The organism is Hahella sp. HN01 (assembly GCF_018986435.1).
In the GTDB taxonomy this organism is placed as follows: domain Bacteria; phylum Pseudomonadota; class Gammaproteobacteria; order Pseudomonadales; family Oleiphilaceae; genus Hahella.
In genome coordinates this window covers 1-25,317 of sequence record NZ_JAHMIN010000030.1, presented here as the reverse complement: position 1 = coordinate 25,317, position 25,317 = coordinate 1, and the positions used below count along the sequence as shown (strand labels likewise).

Here is a 25,317-nt window from a genome sequence, read left to right as displayed (position 1 = left end):
TTTATGTCTAAACCAATTTATGTGCTGGGAACCGGACTGTCCCATGACGGTTCAGCGTGCCTGTTAAAAGATGGCGAGGTGTGCGTGGCCATCGAGAAAGAGCGGATCACCCGCATCAAGCATGACGGTTTTTGCGACAGCGAGGCGATGCAATATTGTCTGGACGCCGAGGGCATCAGCTTTGACGATGTGGCGGTGGTGGTGCAGAACGCGAACTTCAGCAACTTTGATCGCGGCAACAAGATCTTTCATGGGCAACCGCGGATCATTCCGGATCACGTTAAAACCGTCACCATTTCTCACCATCTGGCGCATGCCTACAGCGTAGTGGGAACCAGTCCCTTTGATGAAATGGCGGTGCTGGTGATCGATGGCTGCGGCAGCAGTTGGGACGACTGTCTGGATCTCGACGGCGCTCATCTGCCGGAGCCGCAACCGGATTCTGACAATAATCATCTGTTCTTCGAAAAGGACAGTTATTACCTGTACGAGAAAGGAAAGCTGCGTCCGGTTTACAAAGATTTCTCTCCTTTCGGCTATTTTCTCAAGGGATACTCCATGTGCCCGCCGACCACCAAACACTCCATCGGTGGGCTGTATTCCGGCGTGAGCCAGTATGTGTTTCAGGGCATGGAAGACCCGGGCAAACTGATGGGGCTGGCGCCTTATGGACGTCCTGGCGTTTATGATTTTCAGGCCTTCGAATGTCGCGACGGACGCGTGTTCGTCAATTATGACTGGATGAAGCACTTCGATCGGCCGCGGGTTCGCTATGAAGATCTGGCGGAGAATTTCGACTACTACGCGGATATCGCCTATTGGATGCAGCGGGAGATTGAGCGCGCGTTGTTGTATCTGGTGAACCATCGCTTCGAGCATCAACCCCACAAAAACCTGGGATACGCCGGCGGCGTGGCGCTCAATGCGGTGGCCAACGCCAAGCTGTTGAAGCAGACCGGCTTCGAGGATTTCTATTTTCAACCTGCCGCGGCGGATAACGGTCTGGCTATCGGCTGCGCCTATTACGGCTGGCTGGAAGTGCTGGGGCAGGAGCGGATCAAGCACGACGCGTCGCCTTATTTCGGCAAGTCCTACGAAGCGGAGGAACTGTATCCCGCCATGCAGACGTACGCCGGAAAAATCAGTTACCGACGCCTGCCGGAAGACGAAGCGATCAATCGTACCGCGGAATTGCTGGCCGCCGGCAAAGTGGTCGCCTGGTTTGAAAAAGGCTCCGAATTTGGGCCGCGCGCCCTGGGACACCGCAGTATTCTGGCGGACCCACGTAACCCGGACGTACGCGAGCATATCAACCGCAACGTTAAATTCCGCGAAGACTTCCGGCCATTCGCACCCTCCGTGCCGCTGGAAAAAGCCGGCGTCTATTTTGACTGCGACTATCCCAGCCCCTACATGATTCTGGTGGCGCCAACCCGGCAAGAGTGGAAACAAGAAATCCCCGCCGTCGTCCACGCCGACGGCTCCGCCAGAGTGCAGACGGTGACCGAGTCCGTGTCGCCCAACTACTATCGGCTGCTAAACAAATTTGGCGAACTCACTGGCGTTTCCGTACTGCTCAACACCTCGTTCAACAAGAAAGGCATGCCCATCGTAGAAACCCCCAAAGAAGCCCTCGACTTCTTCATGGAATGCGCCCTGGACGCCCTGGTCATCGACGGTTGCCTGATAGAAAAAGCCGCCGTCGCCCAGGAACCCAGCAAAGTGGATGAGAAAAAAGAGTGGGAAAAAAGCCTGGGCAGCCTTTACCCGGAAAACGTGGGGATTTGATCCAATAATCCGCTTGTGATCCACAACCAAAATCCCCCGTGCGAGCGGGGGATGGCTACTCCTGCGGATGCGCTTGAATTAAGCTGTTAATCTGGATGTAATTTATTGATTTGAGTGAAAAATGAACGAGCGTCAGTTTGAGGAGCTGAATGAACATCTGCAGCGGGTGATGCCTTGTGTGGACCGGTTCTGTGAAGTTGCCGGGTATGAGTATGTCAATCGCCGCGCGTTGGGACGCTATCCGCGGATCAGGATTCAGCGGCCAGGGGAGATCTGTCGTTGGATTGAGTTGTGGATGGAGCTTGATGAAAAAGGCGATCGTTACGAGCGCTTCTTCGAAGACATTCCTTACGAGCTTTCCGCTGGCGCTAACGTCGAGATTGCAGATGGAACTCCCTATGGGCATCGGTATTTTAAAACCTTCGTGCTGTTCTCGCGTAAGCCTTTCAAAGAGGTTCCTCGGACCCTCGGAGCGCAGTTGCGAAAGGCGCATGTGTTATTGAGCGGCTGGGATAAAACCTTCGTTATGACTCAGGGGCGGAAAGTTGTGCTGGGTGGCTAATCTGCCTCATTTCTGAGTAGTCAATGCATTGATGCGGATACCTGCGCCGCTTCTTGGTTGTAAGCGATCCGACCGACAACCGAAAACACTGCCCATTATTGTGCCAGGCATGCACGGCTTCACCTCATAAAATACCCGACCTTTTATTCCAGTCGGCGGTCGTTCATTGAAAAAATATCCTTATCCGGTAGCCATATTTACTGTGCGGAAGACTACAAGCTCTAGCGTTATTTAAAGCTGCTTTAGCCAACCACTATCCTGCCTCGCGCATTTGCGATTTCCCTTCAAACAAGTAATAGTCACTAATGAATCTTTGATGCTTTTCAAACTGTTAAGGATGAGGGGACATGGATATTCAGAAGCTGTTCGATGATAAGGCGGAGATATACGCGAAGGCGCGGCCGCATTATCCCAAGGCGTTGTATCAGTGGTTGGCGGATGCGTGCGACGGGCATGAGCGGGTGTGGGATGCGGCTTGTGGGAATGGGCAGGCGGCGGCTGATTTGCGGGAGTATTTTTCCGTCGTGGAAGCCAGTGACGTCAGTGCGGCGCAGATTGAAAACGCGCCGACCTATCATAGCGTTCACTACGCCGTGCAACCCTGTGAAAAGACCGGTTATCCCGATGATTATTTCGACGCTGTCTGCGTCGCTTTGGCCTTGCACTGGTTCGATTATGAGAAGTTTTGGCCGGAGGTGAAGCGGGTGCTGCGTCCGGGCGGGTTGTTTGCGGCCTGGGGTTATAGCTGGCCGCATCTTGGTATGGAATTGGATGGCGTTCTGGAACAGAGTCTGTTGCAGGTGATCGAACCCTATTGGGCGCCGCAAAACCTGTTATTGTGGAATGAATACAAAGAGGTTCCTTTTCCGTTTGAACCCATTCGTACGCCACGGTTTGAACTGATCATGCCCTGGACACTGGACGAATTTTTCTCCTACCTGCATAGCTGGTCGGCGACCCGGCGCTGTATGGAAGATCGCGGCGACAGCTTCTTCGCGGATAGTTACGCCCGAATGAAGGAAGCCTGGGGCGGGGTGGAGACCCGCCCGGTGACGATGGATGTATTTATCCTCGCCGGCCGCCACGGGGGCTAGCCGCGGCTATATACGCCAACCAGTCGATTCATGCCGATGACATGGGGCTCCACTTTCTCCAGCAGTTGCCAGAGAGTGAGTCCTTCCGGCAGATCCAGCTGGGCGTTGAGCGCCAGAATCCAGAAGTAGTAGCGATGAGTCCCGTGCCCTGGCGGCGGCATGGGGCCGCCATAACCGGTTTTACCAAAGTCCGTTCTGCCGCTGGCGTAGGCGTCGACGCCTTCCGGAAGACTGTGCACGTTGGAAGGAATGTTATACAACGCCCAATGCACAAAGCCGTAGGTTCCCTTCGCGCCGATCAAGGGCGCATCCGGATCGTGACAGACCACGGCGAAGCTCTGCGTTCCCGCCGGTTCTCCCGACCAGGATAGCGCCGGCGAGACATCTTCGCCTTCGCCAGTATGTTTGCTTGGGATGCGGCCGTCATTGCTGAACACCGCGCTGGTAAGCTGCATGTTGGATAAAGCAAATCCCATGAATCCTCTCCCTAAAAAGCCTGTTCCTGATTGAACGGATTTACTGCGTCACGCTGGTGAGAAATTCACCGAAACGGCGCCAGGATTTCTTATCCGCATCTTCCCTGTATCGATCCGATCCAAATACCGTGAAAGCGTGAGGCGCGCCGCTATAAGTAATCATTTCGTGGCGTACGCCGCTTTTTTCAAGCTCATTGGCCAAGGCTGCGAACTGGTCCATGGTAATGGCGGAATCGGCGCTGCCGTGCATGATCAGGAGCTGGCCGTGGGTTTTGCTGTAGTCCTGACCGTCCGGTGTTTGCAGTCCGCCATGAAAGGTGGCGAAACCTTTCAGATCTGCGCCGGAACGCGCCATCTCCAATACCGCCGCGCCGCCGAAACAGTACCCAATGGCCACGGCGTTGTTGACGTTTCCGCCTTCAGATTTCGCGGTATCCAGCGACGCCTGCAACAGCTTGCGCATTTTATTGCGGTCTTTATAAAGTTCGCCGGTATGCTGGCGTTTGTCTTCGTCTTTGGTGGGGCGTACGCCTGCGCCGAACAGATCGACGGCGAATACCGAGTAGCCCATGTCCGATAACATTTCCGCACGTTTGACTTCGTAGTCGGTCAGCCCATCCCAGTCGTGCACCAGCAGCACCAGAGGCGCGTCTTTGCCGGGGCTGACGTAATAACCTTCGTAGGCGTCGCCGTCGACCTTATAGGTGACGGTTTTGCCTGCGGCGAGGGCGCTGCAGGAAACGACAAGGCTTAGCAGGGTGAGTAGTGGCTTTCTCATAACCGGTCTCCGTATTAGTTTTTATTGTGAGGCGCGCCGGCGCTGGGTTGGCCGGCGACACTACTCAGTCTAGTACGAAGCGGGAAAGAATCAGGTTTACAGGTAATAAATCCATGCGCCAGCGACGGTGGTGGCGATAACGACCTTCCACGGCGCCAGTTTCCAGATGGTTAATAAGCAGAACGCGGTCAGGGCGATGGCGAAGTCACTTGGCGACAGTACGGAACTGGTCCATACAGGATGGTAAAGCGCAGAACCCAGCAACCCGACCACGGCTGCGTTGGCGCCCGCCATGGCGGCCTGGGCGCGGGTTTGCTGGCGGAAACGGTCCCAGTGCGGCAGTACGGCGACGACCAGCAGCATACCAGGCAGGAAAATGGCGACAAGACTGATGGCGGCGCCGAGCAGGGCGTTTGGCGTCAGCGACACGGAGGCGCCCAAGTAGGCGGCGAACGTAAACAACGGCCCGGGAACCGCCTGCGCAGCGCCATATCCCGCGATGAAACTGTTGGCGCTGACCCAGCCCGTGTCGACCACGCTGGCCTCCAACAAAGGCAGCACCACATGACCGCCGCCAAACACCAGCGCTCCGGCCCGATAAAAGGCTTCGAACAGCGCCAGGGCATTGGAACCGGTGGATAGAGTAAGCGCAGGCAGAATCAGCAATAAAAGAAAAAAGGTCGCCAGCGCCACGTAGGATTTGCCGTGAGGAAACTCCACCGGCCGATGCTCCTCCACTTTGCGTTGCGCATGACCGCAAAGAAGCAAGCCCGCTCCGGCGCCAAGCGCAATGACGCCTATTTGTCCGAAGGCCGAGGGCAGGGCGGCGGTCAGAATCACCGCGACGAGGGCGATACCGGCGCGCTGTCTATCTGGACACAGATTGCGCGCCATTCCCCACACCGCCTGAGCGACCACTGCGACTGCAACCAGCTTCAATCCGTGGATCAGACTTTGCCCGATGCCTCCGGCAAATGCGTCGGCGCTAAGCGCGAAGAGCAATAGAAACAACGCGGAAGGCAAGGTAAAAGCGGTCCAGGCCGCCAGCGCGCCTTGCAGGCCGCCACGACGCATCCCCAACGCAAACCCCACCTGACTGCTTGCCGGCCCCGGCAGGAACTGACACAACGCCACCAGATCGGCGTAACTCTCTTCGCTCAACCAGCGTCGCCGGGTGACGAACTCATCCCGAAAATACCCCAGATGCGCCACCGGCCCGCCAAAAGACGTCAGTCCCAGCTTTAAAAACGCGCGAAAGATATCGCCGGTCGTGGAGGTTTGAGCAGGAGCGTCAGAGAGGTCGTTCATAGCGGCGTTTGTGAATCAAAAAGTGCGAAATGCTAAGTCTGTTGTATTGCGCTTTGATGACAAAGTAGAGTCTTTTACAGACTATGCCAAACCTACTCCAAGCCCCTTTCCCGCAAGAGTTTTTGCAATGCGGGGTATTCGCTGTAGCGGCGAATACTGGGATCGTCTTTAACTAATAAGGCCAGCTCCCGCCAGCGATCATGGGCCGCCACGTCTGGGTGAGCAACGGCATCCACCATCATTCGGTAGCTTGTGAGCGGCTCCACCCACTGTATTAAATCCGGATGCGACAGGACTTGGGGCAGGGGCAACAGGTCCCCAATAAATGTGTGCGGATCAAACTCTAGTACATGAGGGATTAACTGATCCCATTGCGGATAGTTATCCAGAATGGCCGGCAATATGGTTTCTTCAACGACTGGCGCCTGGTGCTCGGAACAGTCGCTAAAGTCCATCAGCGCGAGGACCAAATCAAACCATTGTGGGTGGGCGCGGGTGGTTTTCTCGCCAAGCAGCAGAGCGACGCTGTAGGTAGTGCTGTATCCATCGAACCCCTGACATAACCCTCCTTCGTCATCTTCGAAAGAAATGCGTTCGCCGTAGACTTCCTCCGCTACGTCCTCGAAGTCGCGAGAGGCGTTGATCGCCGCCTCCACCAGTTCCGGCCAGCGTGGGTGAGCGACGGCGTCTGGATGGGCGAGTATGGCGCTGCAGGCCTCATTCGCGGCTTCGACAGCGTCGTCGTCATTGGTTGACATGTGAGCGAGCAAATCCGACGCCCAGTTGGCGTCTTGAATGGCGGAAGCGGTTAAAAGTTGCTCCAATTCTTTCACGACTGAATATCCTCTTGGATCTCTCTGTAAATTCACGGACAAATGGCCGATTCACCCTGTGCTCCACGGGTGTTATACCTTAATACGGCCGTTAACGCTAACCAGCTCCGGGTTTCGTGGCGGACTGTCGCATTAGGGTGTATCCAGTAGCCTCGGCAACCCGGCCAAGCCCCGTGGCGACGCCAATTCCTCATAATCAGACAGAAGTATTCATGGTCAGAATTATTGGTCCGGCAAGTCCCAGATATCGTTTTGAAAAATGTCCCGTTCAGGATAAATACGTCCTGGTTGAGAACGCCCCATTTGAAACCCCCGCCGCCACCTTGGGCGAGGCCTTGACGCAATACGCCAACGCTTTCAGCGCCAGCATCCGGCCCTATTACGGCGATGACAATATTCCGCTGCCAGAAGGGGAGTCCAAGTACTTTTATTATCTGGACAAAAACTCCGTGCACGGCGAAGCTATCGTCGATATTCATATTCACCGCCACTCCGGCGAGCAAGTGTGTCCCGGTCAGAACATGAACTTTCAACTGTTCTCCGGCGACGCCATAACCATCGGTGCGCTGGCTTGTTAAGGTAATTCGTAGTCGCCAGGGAGGATTCTTTGTTCACTGACGAGCACATTACCCGGTTACTTAATCAGCAGCCGATTTCAGACGCGCCGCCCTGGCGCGACGGAGACAAGCGAGCTGTCGATAGTTACTATAAGTACGTCTGCGCAAGGGTTTCGCAATTGACGATGGCCCAGTTTCATGCCGAATGGGAACACTACGGCTCCGGCTACGCGTCATTTGTCGACGTCTGTTTTTACCAGGGTAAGGCGGCGCAGGGACAAGACGCCCCTGAACAAATGGGGCTGGAAGTTCTGTTCAGCCGCTTGTCGCCTTATTTTGTATTGATGGAAGCCCCCGTTCCCACCTCCGGTTTTCGTTCGCTACCCTCTTTTAATGGCCTGGATCAGCTTCGCACGCCGAATGTCATACAGCTGGCTCAGACGATTCAACCCATATTGGAAGACTTTGGGCTGTTGCGCTTGTATAAATCTGATCTGAATAAGGCGCTACCTCGCCAGATCAAGGTTCCTACCGTGTTGAATGAAGGCGCTTTTAAGTTGTACGACGCGTTGTTTTATTGGGAAGATTAGAGTGATTTTTCCTGAAAAATTATGCGATTCAATAACTTGGGAACTAGCCTGTGGCGATAACAGGCCCCCGAAGAAAGCGTATATGCGCATGCATGGTTTTTCGTAAAGGGGGTAGCTTGGATTTTCGGGTGTTTTACACTGGAATCGGTGGGCTAGAGGGGATATCTTCGAAGCTTGGAAATTTAAAAAAAACGCGCATGTGCGTATGCAAAAGTTAAGCATCTATGAATATGATTGGAATATTTGAAAACCTAATAGATGAAGCTTTAGCAAAGGCTAAGGATTTAGATATTTTCACCTTTGCTATATATCATGACCATGAGTCGGGATTTGTTAGCGTCTGTATAGATACAAAACAAAACTCAGAAAATCAGTTACTTGAATCGAACAAATACAGTATGAAGCATTTCCGCCGAATTATTGAGGAAGGTAGTATTGAAGAGGCCATGTTCTGGCAAGCAAATATTGGGCGTAATCTATCATTAGGTAATTTTGCAGCGATAAACATCTCTGAAAAAGAAGTAGCGGGTATAATTCCCGATAATAGCTTCTATCTCGATATGGTGAAAGCCATACAAAATAAGGAAGACCTTATTCTACAGAAAAGCACGCACGGAAGTTCCCTTCTATTTTGTTGCTCTACTGAAGATGAAGAAGTTGGTCTAACTTGGGTGCAAGAAAATGCTTGACAAAGCCATTACGAATGGTCGACAAAAAACGTGGGAAGGGTAGCGTTTCATTTTGTCTATTTTAGAAGATTAATAATTGATAATGAATATTGATAAATCACTAGAGTTTCTTAGAAAGAATCAGCCGTTGCCAGCGGATGAGGATGTATCGGAAGCCGATATTGATATGTTCAATCAAGTTAGGACGTTCCTGATTTCAAACCCCGATGAACGTGCTATTCCACTTGTTCTCAATGCATTCGGTGATGGAAGTGGTTTTGGCGTCTATCAGGTCTGCGATGATATATTTAGGCCATTTAAATCAGAGGTGGTTTTACCTCACTTAAAAAACGCTCTGGCAAGTAAGCACTATGGGATGCGCTACTGGGCGTCCCAGTGGGCGATGGAAATCAATTCGATTGATATAGTTCCGGAGATTAACAGTATGCTAAAAAATCCTGAGGACACTGAAGCTCATTATTATTGTGTTGCAACGCTCATTGATATATGGAGAAAAACGAAAAATCCATTTGTTTCTAAGTCAATAATTGAGTTAGGTGGTAAATCAAAAAACATAGATGTCTCAGAGTTAATCCATGAGCACCGCACTGAGAAGTAGAGTTATAAAAAAGCAATCTTGCGGACTCGCTCCGCTCATGCGTAAGTTGCGGCGTTAACCACAGTCGAGGCGGGTAATGAATACAGAACTGCAAGTGAAAGCTAAGAAGCTCATAGAGATCGATGATATTGATGGTGCATTGCAATTACTACGTGCGGAAGGGGCGAGTATAATTGAGTCAATTAAGCTTGTGAAAGAAACTAAATCAATTTCTCTTGATGATGCAAAAAAATTAGTTGCTCTACATCCAGTTTGGGATGATCAGCAAGAGAATTTTAGGAACTTTCACGATTCCATCATTGATGTCTTAAATGACAAAGACGCGTAATTCGCAGTTAAAAATTTTAGGCTGGTGACGCAAAGAAGGTGCGCATCAGCTAATTGCGTGGATCGTTTCGCTCACTTTACTACGCAATGTTCAGTTCAGTTAGAGCGGCGTTAGCCTGAGCAGATAAATCGAAGAACTAAGAGGAACTGCAATATGGATCTCATTTTTGAGCCCTTCGTTGGCTTGGGACCACTAAAATTTGGTATGTCAAAGTCGGAGGTAGAATCTCTGCAGGCAGAGGTTTGTGGCTTTGGAGATTGCGATTATCAAGACGGCAAACTTAGCGCATTTTCGACCTATCCAGCCGATGTAGAACACTTAATTATCGTTGGCGAAGATGTTCAGAAAATGGATAAGCTCTCGGCCGCACTTCATCTGGCTAACCTGAGCGCTGATTATGGGCAAGCCCAGGGCGGATCGCTCTACTTCATGGATTTAGGTTGCGCTATTCTCCAGTTTGAATCGCCTTCACGTGAGTTCTTATTCTTCGCGCGTGAGTACGATACTGGAGAACCTTTGAGGGAAATGACGCTATCTTCTATCAAGTCTTACTACGAAGATAACGCCTGGGACGCCTAATAGTTAATTGTTAAGGGGGGCGACAGCTGTTTAGCAAACTATAGCACGCGGCCCGTTCCGGGCATTGGACTCAAAGCGAACAGGCGTTCGTTTTTACCCCACAGTCTGATTAGATACCCACTTGGTAACCTGCACGCTCACATCAATTCGAAACTCACAAGGAACTCTGTTTTGTCTCAAAAAGACCTTCCGCCTGTTGCAAAGCAAGTCGCTATTTTGATCGTACTCACTTCGCTTTCTTTGGGGGCTTTGTTGTGGTTTGGCTTTGCGGTGGCGTCAACGATTAGTCAGGTGATGGCGCTTCCGCCCAGTCTGTATCTTGAGCCGGCGTTATACGGCATGCTGGGGATTGGCCTGGGCCTGCTTTCTTTGTGTGTAATGGGATTGCTGGAGCTGTTGGCGAGACTAAAAAAGCCTTTACGGAAAAACACCGAAAACCGCATTTTCAAAATACTGCAGCCTGTCCTGTTTGGAGGGGTGGTGGCGATTTTTCTGCTGCCGGTGCTGATTTACTTCCCCTTGTCTGCGTACTTGAAAAAACAGGGGTATAGCGATTGCGAGGACGCTTCCTATTCCGGGCTGAGATACCAGTATTTGGTTTTCGCCAAGTCGGAAGCAGCCTGCATGCAGGCGGCGCAAGAGTAAAAGCGTATTTCGGTATTTGTCTGTATTCACCTTGCGGGACATCCCTGTCCCTGTTTCCCATTCTAAAAGCTCGCGGACAATCCGATTTGCGCCCAGCGGCCCGGCATGGGATAGCCTGGGCGATAGGCGTATTCACGGTCGAATAGATTCTCCACGGCGACAAAGACTTCACCATCCTGACCCAATGGCGCCAGAGGATAGGAAAGGCGCATATTGGCCACGGTGAATCCACTGACTTTCTCTCCATTAACATCGCCTGACGCCCGCTTGCGCGTTAGCGCCCAGACTTCGGACTGATGCTGGGCGTCCAGGGCGAGGCGGAAGGGACCAAGCTGGCCGTTCAGACCTGCGGTAACCGCCCGTTCTGGAGTGTAGGGAAGGTTGTCGATATCCGGATCGAGCAGCGTCAGCCCGCCAAACAGGGACCATCCCGCCGGCAACGCCTGACTGACCGACAGTTCAACGCCACGCATGCTGTAGCTGCCAAGGTTAGCAAAGTATGGATTGGATACTTGCATGGGAGTGAAGAAGATGTAGCGGTTTTTCACCTTGTCCTTGAACACGCTGAGATCGATCTGGGTGGTGGTCGTTAATGCGAACTTGGCGCCGACTTCCAGATGATTCAGCTCCTCCGCCTCCAACTGCTTCCAAGTGTCGGCCAGGGGCGGTATCGCCGTCGCCAGGGTTGGCGCTTCCAGACCGGGATAGTTGACGCCTTGGGAGGCGTTGACGAACAGGGTCAGGGCGTCTGACATCAGCGACAGACCAGCGTAAGGCGCGGTCTGGGCGTCAAACTCACTGTGATCGTAATAACGCACGCCGATGGACGGCGATAGCATCCAGTCGTCGTTGAGCATCAACAAGTGACTGAGACCGACATAGGGCGACCACAACTTGAACGTCGGCGCGTCCAGGTAGGCCCGTCTGGCGGGATCATCACGATTAAAGTGCGCTTCGCCGGACACGCGATCGTAATCCAGACCGGCGACCAGGGTTCCATCCATCCAGGGGGAGAACTGCTCGCGCCAGCGCAGGCCGCTCATGGTGAAATCCGATAGCGTGTCGCCATCGCCGGCGCTCTGGTGATACCAGTTACCCTCGCCGGAGCTGTGGTGCAGGCTGAACTCGCCGGTCCAGTCGCCATGTTCATGGGACAATGTGGTCGCCAGCATGAAGGCCTGGGTGTTGTACTCCGGCGCGACATCCGGCTTTGGGTCTCCTTCTTGGCCTGGATCCGTGCTTTCGTTGTCCACGTACAGCCCGCTAAAAGAGGCCGCCCAGTGTTCATTCAATTGCGCGCCAACCCGGCCGAAGAGGTTTTTCAATTCGCCGTCGGCGTTGTCCCGATGGCCATCGGAGGTGGCGTATCCTTGCGCGAGAGTAAAATCCAGATCGCCATTGCGGCTGGTCAGTTCCGCCTGCTGCACCAGGGTATGGTAGGAACCGGCGGAGATGCGCGCGGCGCCGTGAGTTCCGTCTTCAGTCGCCCGCTTGGTGTGCAGATCGATGGAGGCGAAGTTGTTGCCGTTGATCTGCGGTTGCGGGCTTTTATACACGGTCATGGATTGCATGGCGTTGACGGGCAGCAGATCCAACAGTGGGTGTCCCCATAAGCCCATGTACAGGGGCAGGCCGTCGATGTAGGTCTTTATCTCACTGCCGGGACGGGTGACGCCCATGCCGCGGATAAACACCGCGCCGCCCTGATCGCCGCCAAAAGCGCCGACCGGGTTGTAACGGGAAATCTGTACGCCGGGCGTCCGGCGCAGGGCGGCGGTGAGATCCACCGCGTTTTGATCGCGAATCTGTTCCTCTGTGACCACGGCGGATGTGCTGGAGAACATATCCACCTCCACTTCTTCAATGACCGGCTTGGCGGTCACTATCATTGGCTCCAGAACGGTGGTTTGCGCATGTGCGCCGCCCGCAGCGGTCAGAGCGACCGCCACGGTAAGTTTCTTGGGTGAAAATTTCATAATACTGACTTGATTGACTGCTTAATCGGCCTGAAAGGATCAGTTTTGTGGATGATTTTGATGATGCGCGGACATGCCCGGATTATTCGGCGTGCCAAACAGCCCGAACTGAGCCAGCTTTTGCGGAGCGATCGACTGTTCCGCTTCAGTCAGTTCAGAAATCAGCTGGGAGGCGGTGTCCTGAGGGATGCCAGCTTTGTGCAGCAGGTCGACTTTCTTGAACTCGTCGCCGCCGCAAGCCAGCACCATCCACTTGTCGCCGTCCCGGCGCAGTAGCGCGCGTCCGCCTCGTTCGCCCTGAATCCAGTCTGCGATGGCGTAGTCGTTCACCACGATGACCGGCGCCGTCTCCACCTTGTGGTGGGGCTGGTCGTAGGTGGCGGAGATCAGCTTGACCACTTGCTGCTGTTCTTGGGTCAGGCCGTCGTTGGCGAACGCTGGCGCAACCAGCGCTGAACTTAACGTGAGGGCGGCCAGCAGGCTGCGGAAAGGGAGAGGCGGTGAAGACATCCTGTTGTTATGACGATTTTTCATGTTATTCCTCAGAAGAGTTTGGCGGTGTTTTATACAAGTAAATAATCAGACGCGTGGACGCGCCTGCGCGGAGTTAAGCCGCGAAAAGACAGGGCCAGACATGGGCCGGCTCTGTCGTTGCAGACAAAGAGAACGTGGCTAGTCATCTGCTGGGTTCATCGAGTGAGACTGAGTTCCTTGTTCTTCTCCATCAATCAGGCCGGCGAGCATGCACAATGCTTCCAGCAGGAAAAAGCTGCTCCAGGGCGACTCCACCAGTTCGCAACCGGCGGCGCTGGTGCGGTAACAGGCGCCGATGAAAGCGCCGGCGTGCGCGGCGCCATCACGACGCACGAAGTATGAGCTGCGTACGAGCGCGGCGATTTGCTGCGCCGCATAGGTGCGCCAATTGTCGCCGTCGTCCAGTAACTCAGAGAGCGACAGCATGGCGATAGCGGCGATCAGCGTGGCGGACGGGTCGGACAAACTGTCGCTGCGTTCCGGCCTGTCGGCGGGATAGGGCGTGCGACGAGAGCGACGCCAGTACACGCAGGCGGCTCTGGCGTAATCGAGATAGGGCGAGCCCCAGCGTCTGGCCGCATGGCGCAACCCCAGCATCGCCCAGGCCTGACCACGGGACCAGCCGCCGGGGCGGTCCAGCGCCTGTAAAATAACCTGTTGTGAGTTTTGCTGTTGGGTCGACCAGGCTTCCGCACTGCATGCGCCATTAGCGGTGAAGCAGGCGGCGATCAGGGCGTCCGTGTGCGCGCGGGCGGCGTCCTGATGAGACGCATGGCTGACGCCGCCGAGGAGTTGCACCGTGGCCGCCAGCGAGTCTACAGACAGACGTTGGCCCCCGTCCGCGCCGCCGCCCATGGCGCAACCCAGAGGGAGATATCCGAGGCGATGGTCAAAACCGGAGGCGATGGCGGCGGCGGCCTGATCGGCCAGATCCAGAGCTGAATTATCTACGAGCCAACGGCCGCAAAGCGCGGGGCCATACCAGAAGATCAGGCTGCGATTGAGCGTGTCTATGTGCAGTTTGTCCGTCAGCGCGGCGCAAAGGGCGAGCGCTTTGTCACGGTCTGCCGTGGACCTTGAAATCAACGCCCGCAACCCCCAGCATCCTGCCCAAAAGCCTCCCATCCAGGAACCGCCGGCGGAGGTCTTCCAGTGTTGGCCGTCGCGGGAGAACAGGGGAAAGCTTCCGTCGCAATGAGCTTCTATGGTGTCGAGGCGGCGTAACAGCAGCGTCATGGCCTGACTGATTTCCCATGGCGACAGCGCTGTGGCGTCCCAGGGCGGTACACGCAGGTTATTCATGACGCGCTCCTGCGTCGTAACAGAGCCAGGCTCAAGGCGGCAGCGGCCCCCACCAGGGAAACGACAGCGAGCGCGCTCCAGGCGCTGCTGAAACCTGACGCGGAACCGGAGAGTGCGCCAAAGAGCGGCGCGCCCATTGCGAAGCCGCCAAAAAATGCCGCGGACAGTAAGCCGGACGCCGTCGCCGGCGCGCCGAAAACGCTGTCTCTCAGCAGCATGCCCATCGCCACCGCATTGGTGGCCACGGCGGTGAGACCTACTATCAGCACGCCAACCCACAAAGGCCAATGGCTTTCCGGCGATGCCTGTTGGGTGATCCAAAGCGCCAGCGCGGTGAGCGCCATTAATCCCAGCAGCAGCCAGGATTCATCCTTGAGTTTGCTGGAAAGGGACGTCAGCGTAAGGCGCGAGGTGAAGCCCATGACGCCGAAGACGGCCACCATCAAACCGGCGTCATGCTGACTGACGCCTTGCTGGGTGGCGAAGACCGGCAGAAAGGTCACGAAGGCGGACAGGGTGACGCCAGCGCAGCCTTGCACCGCCATCAGGTTGAGCAGCAGTTTGCCTGGGCGCGCGGGCAGCCAGGAGCGACGCGGACCTTCGGACGATGGCGGGGGAGCCAGGGATGGAGCAAAACAGGCCAATAACAGCGCGGCTGGGATGACTGTCGCCATGGCGGCGCGCCACCCGAACGGAACCGCGATCAGCGGCAGCAATCCGCCGGCAATCAGTGCGCCAAGCTGTACGCCGGATTGTTTCAGTCCCACGGCGAACGCCTTGCGCGAAGGGGGAATCCGCTGCGCGATCAACAGATTCGTGACCGGGTTCGACAACGCCTGCGCCACGCCGCATACCGCCACAGCGGCGATAATTCCCGCAAAACCGGGGAGAGTGATCATCAGGCCATAGGCCAGCGCCACGCTGAGAAACAGCATCCACAGGCCGCGTCGCGATCCCAGCCGCTCAACCAGCGGGCCTGCGGCGAGGGACAGCACCGCCGCCACGCCGAAAGCGCTCATGGTGACGTAACCGAGCCAGCCGGGTTCAATGCCCAGATCGGCGATCAGCAAGGGGCCCAGCGCGCCGATGGTGTACAGGATCAGCATCGGTAAGGTCATGGATAACAGCAGCACGACATGCAGGCTGATGGCGCGCAAAGGCGATTGGCGCAGCGGCGGCGCGATGGCGTTCATACTTGCGCCGTCTCCCGCTCCGCCTGGGCGACAGGTGAGCTGTTTTGTTCTTCCCGGGGAAGATAACCCTCCAGAATCCGCCGCCCCACGGTATTGATCAGTACTTCATCAGCGCCGTCCAGAATGCGCGTGGCGCGAGCGTAGCGAAAAATATTGGAGAGCGGCGTCGCGTCGCACAGCCCCTCGGCGCCGAAGACCTGAATGGCGCTGTCGGCGGCTTGATTGAGCGCGTGAGAGGCGGCGATCTTCGCCATATTCACTTCAATATCGCTATCCTCGCCCGCATCCAGCTTGGCGGCGGCCAGTTGTAACTGCGCCCGCGCGCTGACGATGCTTTGTTGGCTAAGGAACGCCAGACGGCGGATCAGTTGTTTGTCCGGCAGTCGCGCCAACTGACCGCGTTCACTGCACACGCGCTCGCCAAGCAGGTCCAGGCAGCGTTGCGCCAGTCCTACCCAGTGGGCGGCGTTGATGGTGCGTCCCAGGCATAGCCGCTGTTTCATCAACGCCATGCCCCCGTGCAGCTCGCCCAATAGATAGTCTTGAGGAATGCGGACATTGTCGAACAGCAGCTCATGCTGGCCATTACGGCGGCCCAGGATATCCAGATCCTGCAGGATGCTGAATCCGGGCGCGTCGGTGGGAACCACCAGCATGGACAGGGCGTGTTGCGGCGGCGCCTCCGCCTGAGTGCGCGCCACCACGGTGATAAAGTCCGCACGACGGGCGCGGGAAATAAACCACTTGCGGCCGTCAAGGCGCCAGCCGTCTCCCTCGCGCTGCGCCCGCAGCTGGATGGTGGCGGGAATGGAGCCGATACTGTCCGGTTCCGACATGCCATAGGCGGACACGGCATTTCCCGCCGCCAGCGGTTGCAGGAAGCCTCCTGCGATGGTCTCGCTACCATGCAGAGACAGCATGCGCACATCCAGAGCGGCGCGCCCGCCGAAGATTTCAGGGCCAAACTCGGAGCGTCCCTCCTGTTCCGCCAGGGGAAGGTAGTCGCTTAATGTGGCGACTTCGCCTCCCAGGGCGGCGGGATAGTACAGACCCCACAGGCCCTGGGCGCGTGCCTCGGCGGCCAGGGCGGACTGCAGCGTCAGAGCCGCGTCGTCGTCTTTGGCGAGCAAGGGCTCGTTGGGCATCACCCGCTCATTGACGAAGGCGCGTATGCGCTGCGCCAGCTCGCTGGATGTCTTGTTGGCGACGCTGGAGACGCTGTTATCCATGGGCATATTTGCGACCTTTCCTGTGTCTAGACTGCGCATGCACTGCGCTCCAGAAAAGCGACTTCAGCCGTGAGCCGCTTCTTGTCGACCTTGCCCGCCGGCGTGAGTGGAAAATGACGGATGAAGCGCAGGTACTCTGGCAGTTTGTTCACTTCCAGCCCCTGATCGCGCAGAAAGCTGGCGATTTCCGCCAGAGAGGGACGCTCCGCGCCGCTGCGCATGCTCAGGCACAGGCATACGCGCTGGCCCAGGTCCGGGTCTGGAACCGGCACGCAGGCGGCGCTGATCACGTCTGGAAAACAGGTGACCAGATTCTCGATCTGCACCGTGCTGATGTTGGCGCCGCCGCGCACGATCACGTCTTTCTTGCGGCCGGAAAGGCGCAAATAGCCGTCCTGGTCCAGCAAACCCAGATCGCCGGTGTACACCCAGCCTTCAGGATCGCGATAACGGGCGTCCAGCTCTGGAGCGTTGACGTATTGCATGGGGCTGATCGGGCCCCGGGCGAGAATTTCGCCGACTTCGCCGCGCCGGACTTCCTTGCCCGCGTCGTCGACGATGCGAATCTCACAAACATCCGGGTTGGGGCGGCCAACGCTGCGGAACACCACGTCCAGCGCTTCATCCAGCGTGTTATGACAGTTCACCCCATCCGCTGAGCCGTACAGACTGATAAAGCCGCAGCCAAAGGCGTCCACGCAACGTTGGATGCTGGCGGAGTCAATGACCGAGCCGCCGCTGACAATGGCGACCAGACTGGATTTGTCGATATCCGCCAAGAGAGGCTCGGCGGCCATGCGCTGAATCATAGTGGGCACGCCGAGCAGGTGGGTGGGACGCAGAGATTCGATGGCGCGAATGGCGTCTTCCGCATCGAATCGCGGCAGCACCGCCAGGGAGCCCCCCAGCCAGGACAGCACGCCAAAGGTGGCGGTGGAGCCGAAGGATGACCCCAGAGGCACCAGATACATGCCGCGAAAGCTCGCGCCATAGGGGTGTAAACGTTGTAGAAAACGTCCGCGTCCACCCAGCAGCGCATTATGAGAGTAGGCCACCAGTTTGGGCTCGGACTCGGTGCCGGAAGACACCAGCAGGCGCACTGGCGAGTCCGGGTCAACATGAGGCAGGCGCTGCAGCGCTATCGGCTCCGCCTGAAAACACTGCTCCAGGCTGATCCAGCCTTCCGGCGCCTGATCGCTGTCCGCAATCAGCCAGCGCAATGACAGGGTGGTGGGGCGCAAGGACTCAATCAGCTCGCACATGTCCACACCGCCGTATTCCGGCGTCGCCACGATGGCGCGGGCGTCACAGCGCTTCAGTAATGACTGAATATCCAGACGTCCGCGGCCCGGTGGAAACGGCGCCACCACCGCGCCGATGGCGGCTGCGGCGAGATCGACGGCGCAGCAACGCCAACTGTTGGGCAATTGATAGGCGATCACGTCGCCGGCGACGATGCCCATCTCCTGAAAGGCCGTCGCCAACCGCAGCGCCTTATCCAGCAGGTCGCCGTAAGTCATGCTGGAATCTGGCGAGAGCACCGCGGTTTTGGCCGGGGACTGTTCCGCGTACATCTGAAACATCTGGAACACGGTACGGTTAGGGTACAGGCCTTGTGTCGCCCACTGCTTGCGCAGCGCCGCTGGAACCAGATCGATGATGCCTGAGTGGTTCATTGAAACCTCCATGGTGAATTCACTCGAACATAGATGTCTTTGTTGAGAGCAGGCGCCAGACGCGGGTCGCGGCTAAGCTCAGTCAAATCTTCGACTACTACGGCGGCGGGAACGCCGCTCATTTCGAACAACGCCGCCCACTCCTGGGCCTTGCGATGAAGAAGAGCGCGCTGTAGATGCTCTCGATCCGGGGTGTCGTCGTTAAGGTCTATCTGAAGTTCAGACGCGGCGTCAACAACGGCATGGGTGAGCCTGGAAAAGGCGCGTTCATCCAGACAATCCAGAGCAAGCAGCCCCTGCGCGGTGGCGTAAACGCCATTCAATGAAGTCCATGCAGGTGGGGGCGGTTCACCGTCCAGGGCATGATTTTGATACCCCGGCTGTTGCAACAGCGCGCCAAGTTCGTCTGCGCACAACAAGGTGGCGGCGCCCAGCAGGGAGGTATCCACTCTGATGGAGCGGGCGCGACCCAGTCCTCGGGCCAGTAGTGCGGCGGTGACGCCTTGAGCAGCGACGGCGCCGCCTAATACGTCTAACACAGTAAACAGTGCGCCGCCCGGCAGTCCCGAAGCAGCGGCGATTTTTGCAGCGACGCCGGAGTAAGCCTGAGCCATGAAATCGGTGCCGGGCAGATCGTGCTCCGCATTCTCTCCCCAGCCTCCCGCATAGGCGTAAATGAGGTCAGGGTTTACCTGTGTCATGTCGTCATAATCCAGTCCCATTTCCGCCGCTTTGCCGGGCGCCCAGTTGTGCAGAAACACATCCGCCTGCTGGATCAACGCCATCACTTCCGCCTTGCCGGCGGCGGATTTGATGTCGATCTCTCGTACGTTTTTGTCTCGATTCAGGGCGTCAAAACGGGCGGAAACGTCTTCCGCCATAGGCGGCATACCGCGCAAAGGGTCGCCCCCGGGCGGTTCGATGCGAATCACCTCTGCGCCGAGCAGGGACAGTAAGCGTCCCGCCAATGGACCCTGAATGCGGCGGCAGGACTCAACCACAGTTAATCCGGCCAGAGGCAGGGGCGAGGACGGATCGCAGGGCTTCAGCGGCCTGGCCTGGGCGATGTCGCCATCACAATGAAAACGCCAGGGGCCTTCGCGCCACATAGCCATTGCGTCCTTGTCCTGAGCGCGGTCCTGTAGCGAGCGCACTCGGCAAATGGCGACGCCGGTTTGCTGGGCGAGACGTTCGATCTGTGCGAATGGCAGCACTGCGAGCGCTTCACAGAGTGTGGCGGGAACCGGGGCGATGGCTTTGGCGTAGCGCAGCAGGAAACCGTTCCAGCCTTTGCCGGCGCTGGCGGCGTCGACGCCGACCTGGGTCCAGAAATCGCGCCAGGGGACGGCGTCCAGGGTTTCCAGTTCAAACGCTACGCCATCGGCGGACGTAAAGGGCGGGCGTTCCTGCACACTGGCTGCGCCGGGCAGCAGTCGCTCCGGCATTTCCGGGGCGGTGGCTCCAGCCAGATATTGCGCGACGCTGAGCAAGGCGCTGGAGGTCAGGCTGGTCGTAGTTGCGCGCGTCGAGGCGCCCCGGAGACGACCAATCGCGGCGGCCATTACGCCTTGCAGGGAAAGCACGGCGGTGAGGGTGGAGACATAATCCACTCCCAAGGGCTGCGCGCCGCCGCTGGCGCGGCCATGTACGGACATCAACCCTGTCGTCGCCTGGGCCAACGTTTCTGATATGGGACGCTCCACTGCATCCGACCAGCCTTCCAATACACAGTCGACATATACATTTTCAGCCACGTGCAACGCGAAAGCGGCGCCGGATTCCGTATCGACGTTCTCCCAGGCGACGCCGAGAGCATTGGCCTGATATCGCAACGACGCATACAGCGGCGCCAGGGCCGGCGTTGGGTTGCGTAACGATCCGCTGAGATAGCAGTTTTCCAGTAACACGGTCATGGCGGTTATCTCAACCTGTCGCCGCACCCGCCCGCCACCGCCGGCAGGATGGTGATGGCGTCGCCGGCTTGTACGGACGTGTCCAGGTTTTCGGCGAAGCGAATATCGTCGTCATTCACGTAAATATTCAAAAAGCGGTGCACCTTGCCGTCCGCCATCAGTCGCTCTTTGACGCCTGGGAACTGTATCTCCATGTTCTCGATCACTTCCCGCACATTCGCGCCATCGCCGTCAATGCGCTTCTGATCGTTGGTCAGTGGACGCAGAACGGTGGGAATATGGATGGTGATTGACATGAGAACTCCTGTTTTCAGCAAGGGGTAAGGATTTTTCGCCGGCGTATTGCTCGACGACGCGAATGGTTTCTTCCACCACGGCTCCGTTGACGATGCGGAAGCTGCGAATGCCGCCGCCGTACGCGGGATCCGTGGGGATAATGACGTAATGGGCGTGCGGCTCCGCGGCGCAAAGAATGTCATCTTTGCTGGGATAGGCGCGCGAGTGGGTGTGTGAGTGATAGATGACTACGGGCTCTTCGCCGTTTGCCTCCATTTCTCGCCAGACTTGCAGTTGTTCACGGGCGTCGAACATGAACATATCTTCTGACGCCGCTACATTGCGCATGGGAATGAGGCGCATGGGACGCTCGGCGCCCTCCCGGCCGGCGATAACGCCACAGGTTTCCATGGGGTGATCTGTTTGCGCCTGTTGGATCATGGCGTCTACGAGTTCGGAAAGAATCGTCAGCATGTTGGGTTTCCTCCCGGATCAGTAGCTGGGCAATGAAGGGTCGACATCTCGAATCCAGGCGAGAATGCCGCCGTCGAGATGATGGACGTTATCGAAACCGCATTCGCGCAGAGACTGCAACGCCCGTTGCGAACGCACGCCGGATTTGCAGTGCAGCACGATGGGCGCGTTGCTGCTGAGAGAGTCCAGCATGTCGCGGTCCAGCAGCCTGTGGGCAGGAATATGTTGCGATCCCGGAATGCGCACGATGTCCCGCTCCAACGCGTCGCGAACATCGATCAGTTGGAAGTCTCTGGCGCTGTCCCGCCACCGCTTTAGTTCATGAGCGTCAATGCTGGGGACGCTGTCGTTATCGTCTTGAACGGCAGTCGCCAGCCCGCAGAAGGCCTGATAATCCACCAGTTCGGTGATGGCGCGTCTTTGCGGGTCGCGGCGCAGTTTGATAAAACGGAAGCTCATTTCCAGTGCGTCGTACACGGCCAATCTGCCCAACAAGGATTCGCCTAATCCGGTAATCAACTTGATCGCTTCCGTGGCCATGATGGAGCCGATGGACGCGCACAGGACGCCCAACACTCCGCCTTCCGAGCAGGATGGCGCCAGATGGGGCGGGGGCGGTTCCGGATAAAGATCGCGATAATTCAGGCCTGCGCCTTCGGGAGCGTTTTCCCAAAAGACCGACGCTTGTCCTTCAAAGCGATAGATAGAACCCCAGACGTAAGGTTTTCCTGCCAGCACGCAGGCGTCATTGACCAGATAGCGAGTTGCGAAATTGTCGGTTCCATCCACAATAAGATCGTATTGGGCGATGATTTCAAGGGCGTTGGCTGAGTCCAGGCGCTCGCTATGCAGCCGCACCGCGATGTGCGGGTTGATCTCGTGAATAGCGTCTCTGGCGCTTTCGCCTTTGGGACGTCCGATATCGGACACGCCGTGGATGATTTGCCGTTGCAGGTTGGATTCGTCAACCAGATCAAACTCCACAACTCCAAGGGTTCCGACCCCGGCGGCGGCTAAATAGAGTAAGACCGGAGAGCCCAGACCGCCGGCGCCAACCGCCAGCACTTTGGCGTTCTTCAGGCGTTTCTGCCCATCCAGTCCGACATCCGGCAGCAGCAGATGACGGCTATAGCGGGCGATTTCCTCCGCGGACAACTCCGCAGCGGGTTCTACGAGGGGGGGGAGCTTCATCGACATATGTCCCTCTATCGATTGATGCGATTTCTAGGGAACCTCTGAAAAACTACCTGCGGCCGCCATTACGGCGTCAAAAGTCGGCTCAAAATGCTCATTTATTCACGATAAACTGCGCTTTTTTCGCCGACTTTTTCCTTGCACTGGCGGCCTCGCCAACGTTTTCAGAGGCTCCCTGTTTATTAGTTTGGTTATATCACCGGATGCAGCCGGATCAGGCTGCGAGGACCGTCATCGACGGAAGGAAGGCGGAGAGAAAACGAATTTCCCTCAAAGCGGTCGCCGACATTGATGCGTGACGAACAACAGCTAAAGCGCGATCCATGCCGTTAATTTCTAATGTTTTTTGTAAGGTCCAACACCGCTTATTTTTATATGCGGAGGGACGGGCAGGGGGCAATGCGGCAGTTTGTCGCACCCAATCTGGCTAAGTCTCTGAATGTCTAAAGTTATCAGTCCTCAACGGTCTGTTATTCCCCGCGCACCGGCTCTGTGGTTAAATAGCCGCGCGCTGGCTCAGACGCTGTTTTTAAGGGATTTACAGAAGTTTCCAACCATGGAGACACCCCGTTCAAGAATTGCCGCCTCGATATTATTTTGCTTGTTTTCCGACCAGTCTCTGGCGGACTGGCAGTGCTCTGAAAATGACTATGAAGTGTTGAAGAATGTGGAGACGTTCACCAGTGCGCGGACCGATAGAGGCGCCTCCGTTCCGGATCATATTAACGCCTATCGATGTCTGTTAAGTCAGGCGGACGCACAGCAACAGCTTATCAAGTTGCAAACGGAAGGGAGCAAGCCTGCTCAGCTCTATGCAATGATTGCTTTGCATGAATTGCTGCCCGGATATTTTCAGCAAAAAGCTGAGCAGTATGTAACAGATGTTTCTGTAGTAAAGACCATGAACGGGTGTAAAGGCGGTAGCACTGAGGTGGCTACGCTCTTCAGACAGATTAATGATGGCGGGAGCGTCCTAAAGCATTACCTATAGCATTTTGCGGGCGCGCTACAGGACGTGCGCTAAGAAATTGCTAAGCAAATGTCGGTTAAGCCTCTTCTTTGTATGGCTAGTATGGCCAAATCCATTAATTTATCTCATATATCTCCCGTACTTGATTCCCCGCGCACCGGCTCTGTGGTTAAATAGCCGCGCGCTGACTCAGGCGCTTTTTTAAAGGATTTACAGAAGTTTCCACTCATGAAGACATCCCGTTCAAGAATTGCCGCCTCGATATTGTTTTGCCTGTTTTCCAGTCAGTCTCTGGCGGAATGGCAGTGCTCCGAAAATGATTATGAAGTGTTGAAGAACGCGGAGGAATTCACCAGTGCGCGTATTGGTTATGCTGGGGATGTTCCGGACCATATTAATGCGTATCGGTGCCTGCTCAGCCGGGCGGATGCTCAGGAGCAGCTCATCAGGTTGCAAACGGAAGGCAGCAAGCCGGCCCAGCTTTATGCGATGATTGCTTTGCATGACTTGTTGCCAGGGTACTATCAACAAAAGGCGGAACAGTACGTCACGGACACCGCCAGTGTAAAAACAATGGAAGAGCACATCGCTGGCGACGCTACGGTTGCAGAACTGTTTAAGCAGATCGAAAGCGGCGAACGCATTCTGAAACACTACTTTGAGTTTTAATACAATCATTTATAGAACGCGCGATACGAGAAGAACATCCATACATTCGCAGGGACATTCATTGAATAGCTCCAAATCCATTTTGACAAAAAACCATACGCACAGCCTGACCTTGGCCCTGCTCATGCTGTCCCTGTTTACCGTGACGGGCTGCAAGGAACTGGAGTATCTGAGAGCTGAGAAAGTCACCTACCAAGTGCAGGATTACCAGGCTGACAAAGGTTCGAAAGAGGATATGGACATTCTGTTGAAACGCCTGAACGCCGTTCTCCCGAGTAAACTGTCATCGGTCCAGTTCAAAGACGTGGAAGGCAAGGGCGTGATTGAATTTTCACGGGGCGCCCCTGACGCTGAACTGGTCGCATTTCTAAGCGGGCATCCCGGCGAACTCGTATTCAGGGGAACGGAGCCGGATGATATCTGGTATAGCGATCAAGACGTCGTGGAGTCTGCTGCCGTTACCGCTGGCGACAGACTTGCCGTTGAAGTGGTGTTCTCGGATGAATCCTACGAGAAAGCCTCACCAAGAATTAAACAAAGCATCGGACGCTACGCCTACACCATGCTGGATGATGAAATACTTCATAAAGCCTTGGTGCAAACAGAACTGGGTAAAAAATTCCTCCTGACCAGCGCCAGCGATACGGAAGCGCAAGGCCTGGCCGTTATGCTTGCCAGTGGTCGGATGAGTAGTGGGTATGTGTTGGTCAAATTATAAGTAGTTTGCGGGTGCTGTTCAGAAATCTGTGTCATTCCTGTTTTGCATAGGATACTGAAATGACACAGATTTCTGAACACTACCCAAGGTGGAAATAAAAAATAGCTAGGGAACCTCTGAATAACCCCAAGAATCAGTCATAATACGGCAGCCCAACTCAGCAGGAACACTTTTCATGGAACAGATGACTTTCTCCGAAGCCGAATACCAGAATAAAAACGTAAGACCCGCCGGGAAATCTTTCTGGAGCGGATGGATAAGCTGATTCCCTGGGAACGGTTGGAGAAGAAGGTCGCCCGTCATTATCCCAAGGGCGAGAATGGCCGGCCGCCGTATCCGTTATCCGCCATGCTTCGCGTTCACTGCAT

Annotated in this window: 27 protein-coding genes; 13 read left to right on the top strand and 14 right to left on the bottom strand. The window is 56.1% G+C overall.

Translation table 11 applies throughout. The features are described from left to right. Positions 1 to 3 precede the first annotated feature (3 nt). From KP814_RS24025 to KP814_RS24015, 3 genes are all read left to right on the top strand, one after another. Complete coding sequence (locus tag KP814_RS24025) at positions 4 to 1,788, top strand: carbamoyltransferase C-terminal domain-containing protein (protein ID WP_216739156.1); 1,785 nt, start codon at positions 4 to 6, stop codon at positions 1,786 to 1,788. A gap of 121 nt (positions 1,789 to 1,909) precedes the next feature. Next, the gene (locus tag KP814_RS24020) at positions 1,910 to 2,350 is read left to right on the top strand and encodes a hypothetical protein (protein WP_216739155.1); all 441 of its coding nucleotides are present in this window, start codon (positions 1,910 to 1,912) and stop codon (positions 2,348 to 2,350) included. A 347-nt stretch (positions 2,351 to 2,697) separates the two neighbouring features. Continuing rightward, positions 2,698 to 3,444, top strand: a complete 747-nt coding sequence (locus KP814_RS24015; protein ID WP_216739154.1) for a class I SAM-dependent methyltransferase — start codon at positions 2,698 to 2,700, stop codon at positions 3,442 to 3,444. Here the strand turns inward: KP814_RS24015 and KP814_RS24010 are convergent. From KP814_RS24010 to KP814_RS23995, 4 genes are all read right to left on the bottom strand, one after another. Continuing rightward, entirely contained in the window at positions 3,441 to 3,920 is a 480-nt protein-coding gene (locus KP814_RS24010) for a YbhB/YbcL family Raf kinase inhibitor-like protein (protein WP_216739153.1), read from the bottom strand. The two genes, KP814_RS24015 and KP814_RS24010, sit on opposite strands and share 4 nt — an antisense overlap. Before the next feature lie 40 nt (positions 3,921 to 3,960). Then, complete coding sequence (locus tag KP814_RS24005; protein ID WP_216739152.1) at positions 3,961 to 4,698, bottom strand: dienelactone hydrolase family protein; 738 nt, start codon at positions 4,696 to 4,698, stop codon at positions 3,961 to 3,963. Between the two features lie 96 nt (positions 4,699 to 4,794). Then, positions 4,795 to 6,006 (bottom strand): chromate efflux transporter, encoded by a 1,212-nt coding sequence (gene chrA / locus KP814_RS24000; protein ID WP_216739151.1) that lies wholly within the window; start codon positions 6,004 to 6,006, stop codon positions 4,795 to 4,797. A 92-nt stretch (positions 6,007 to 6,098) separates the two neighbouring features. Continuing rightward, positions 6,099 to 6,839 carry a hypothetical protein gene (locus KP814_RS23995; protein WP_216739150.1) on the bottom strand — a complete coding sequence of 247 codons (741 nt, stop codon included), beginning with the start codon at positions 6,837 to 6,839 and terminating at the stop codon, positions 6,099 to 6,101. Between the two features lie 212 nt (positions 6,840 to 7,051). On the opposite strand from KP814_RS23995, the gene KP814_RS23990 reads away from it, so the two are divergent. From KP814_RS23990 to KP814_RS23960, 7 genes are all read left to right on the top strand, one after another. Continuing rightward, on the top strand, positions 7,052 to 7,417 hold the full coding sequence (locus KP814_RS23990) for a hypothetical protein (RefSeq protein WP_216739149.1): 366 nt from the start codon (positions 7,052 to 7,054) through the stop codon (positions 7,415 to 7,417). Positions 7,418 to 7,446: 29 nt separating this feature from the next. Continuing rightward, the gene (locus tag KP814_RS23985) at positions 7,447 to 7,986 is read left to right on the top strand and encodes a hypothetical protein (RefSeq protein ID WP_216739148.1); all 540 of its coding nucleotides are present in this window, start codon (positions 7,447 to 7,449) and stop codon (positions 7,984 to 7,986) included. Positions 7,987 to 8,210: 224 nt separating this feature from the next. After that, positions 8,211 to 8,675: a hypothetical protein gene (locus KP814_RS23980; RefSeq protein ID WP_216739147.1), complete on the top strand. Its 465-nt coding sequence runs from the start codon at positions 8,211 to 8,213 to the stop codon at positions 8,673 to 8,675. 82 nt (positions 8,676 to 8,757) lie between these two features. After that, a complete protein-coding gene (locus KP814_RS23975; protein ID WP_216739146.1) occupies positions 8,758 to 9,273 on the top strand; it encodes a hypothetical protein in 516 nt (171 codons plus the stop codon). A 76-nt stretch (positions 9,274 to 9,349) separates the two neighbouring features. Next, complete coding sequence (locus tag KP814_RS23970; RefSeq protein ID WP_216739145.1) at positions 9,350 to 9,601, top strand: hypothetical protein; 252 nt, start codon at positions 9,350 to 9,352, stop codon at positions 9,599 to 9,601. A gap of 153 nt (positions 9,602 to 9,754) precedes the next feature. Further along, the gene (locus KP814_RS23965; protein WP_216739144.1) at positions 9,755 to 10,180 is read left to right on the top strand and encodes a hypothetical protein; all 426 of its coding nucleotides are present in this window, start codon (positions 9,755 to 9,757) and stop codon (positions 10,178 to 10,180) included. Between the two features lie 171 nt (positions 10,181 to 10,351). Beyond that, entirely contained in the window at positions 10,352 to 10,825 is a 474-nt protein-coding gene (locus KP814_RS23960) for a hypothetical protein (protein ID WP_216739143.1), read from the top strand. Positions 10,826 to 10,887: 62 nt separating this feature from the next. Here KP814_RS23960 and KP814_RS23955 read toward each other — a convergent pair whose 3' ends face one another. The 10 genes from KP814_RS23955 to moeZ form a co-directional block, all read right to left on the bottom strand. Next, entirely contained in the window at positions 10,888 to 12,801 is a 1,914-nt protein-coding gene (locus KP814_RS23955) for a TonB-dependent receptor (RefSeq protein ID WP_216739142.1), read from the bottom strand. A gap of 39 nt (positions 12,802 to 12,840) precedes the next feature. Further along, positions 12,841 to 13,335 carry a copper uptake system-associated protein gene (locus tag KP814_RS23950; RefSeq protein WP_216739141.1) on the bottom strand — a complete coding sequence of 165 codons (495 nt, stop codon included), beginning with the start codon at positions 13,333 to 13,335 and terminating at the stop codon, positions 12,841 to 12,843. 138 nt (positions 13,336 to 13,473) lie between these two features. Further along, entirely contained in the window at positions 13,474 to 14,637 is a 1,164-nt protein-coding gene (locus tag KP814_RS23945) for a hypothetical protein (RefSeq protein WP_216739140.1), read from the bottom strand. Continuing rightward, complete coding sequence (locus KP814_RS23940) at positions 14,634 to 15,830, bottom strand: CynX/NimT family MFS transporter (protein ID WP_216739139.1); 1,197 nt, start codon at positions 15,828 to 15,830, stop codon at positions 14,634 to 14,636. Before KP814_RS23940 ends, KP814_RS23945 begins: the two co-directional genes overlap by 4 nt. Continuing rightward, positions 15,827 to 17,098: an acyl-CoA dehydrogenase family protein gene (locus tag KP814_RS23935; protein WP_253938608.1), complete on the bottom strand. Its 1,272-nt coding sequence runs from the start codon at positions 17,096 to 17,098 to the stop codon at positions 15,827 to 15,829. The genes KP814_RS23940 and KP814_RS23935 overlap by 4 nt, the downstream gene beginning before the upstream one ends. Further along, positions 17,086 to 18,735, bottom strand: coding sequence for a class I adenylate-forming enzyme family protein (locus tag KP814_RS23930; RefSeq protein WP_253938607.1), 1,650 nt, complete (start codon positions 18,733 to 18,735; stop codon positions 17,086 to 17,088). Before KP814_RS23930 ends, KP814_RS23935 begins: the two co-directional genes overlap by 13 nt. Further along, the gene (locus KP814_RS23925; protein ID WP_216739137.1) at positions 18,732 to 20,648 is read right to left on the bottom strand and encodes a CoA transferase; all 1,917 of its coding nucleotides are present in this window, start codon (positions 20,646 to 20,648) and stop codon (positions 18,732 to 18,734) included. The genes KP814_RS23930 and KP814_RS23925 overlap by 4 nt, the downstream gene beginning before the upstream one ends. Before the next feature lie 5 nt (positions 20,649 to 20,653). Next, positions 20,654 to 20,944, bottom strand: coding sequence for a MoaD/ThiS family protein (locus KP814_RS23920; RefSeq protein WP_216739136.1), 291 nt, complete (start codon positions 20,942 to 20,944; stop codon positions 20,654 to 20,656). Continuing rightward, positions 20,880 to 21,398 (bottom strand): Mov34/MPN/PAD-1 family protein, encoded by a 519-nt coding sequence (locus tag KP814_RS23915; protein ID WP_216739135.1) that lies wholly within the window; start codon positions 21,396 to 21,398, stop codon positions 20,880 to 20,882. The genes KP814_RS23920 and KP814_RS23915 overlap by 65 nt, the downstream gene beginning before the upstream one ends. An 18-nt stretch (positions 21,399 to 21,416) precedes the next feature. Then, positions 21,417 to 22,589 carry an adenylyltransferase/sulfurtransferase MoeZ gene (gene moeZ, locus KP814_RS23910; protein ID WP_216739198.1) on the bottom strand — a complete coding sequence of 391 codons (1,173 nt, stop codon included), beginning with the start codon at positions 22,587 to 22,589 and terminating at the stop codon, positions 21,417 to 21,419. 442 nt (positions 22,590 to 23,031) lie between these two features. Here moeZ and KP814_RS23905 point away from each other — a divergent pair, with 442 nt between their 5' ends. The 3 genes from KP814_RS23905 (at position 23,032) to KP814_RS23895 (ending at position 24,949) form a co-directional block, all read left to right on the top strand. Then, positions 23,032 to 23,583, top strand: a complete 552-nt coding sequence (locus tag KP814_RS23905; RefSeq protein ID WP_216739134.1) for a hypothetical protein — start codon at positions 23,032 to 23,034, stop codon at positions 23,581 to 23,583. A 207-nt stretch (positions 23,584 to 23,790) separates the two neighbouring features. After that, entirely contained in the window at positions 23,791 to 24,231 is a 441-nt protein-coding gene (locus tag KP814_RS23900) for a hypothetical protein (protein ID WP_216739133.1), read from the top strand. Between the two features lie 61 nt (positions 24,232 to 24,292). After that, positions 24,293 to 24,949: a hypothetical protein gene (locus tag KP814_RS23895; RefSeq protein ID WP_216739132.1), complete on the top strand. Its 657-nt coding sequence runs from the start codon at positions 24,293 to 24,295 to the stop codon at positions 24,947 to 24,949. Positions 24,950 to 25,317 lie beyond the last annotated feature (368 nt).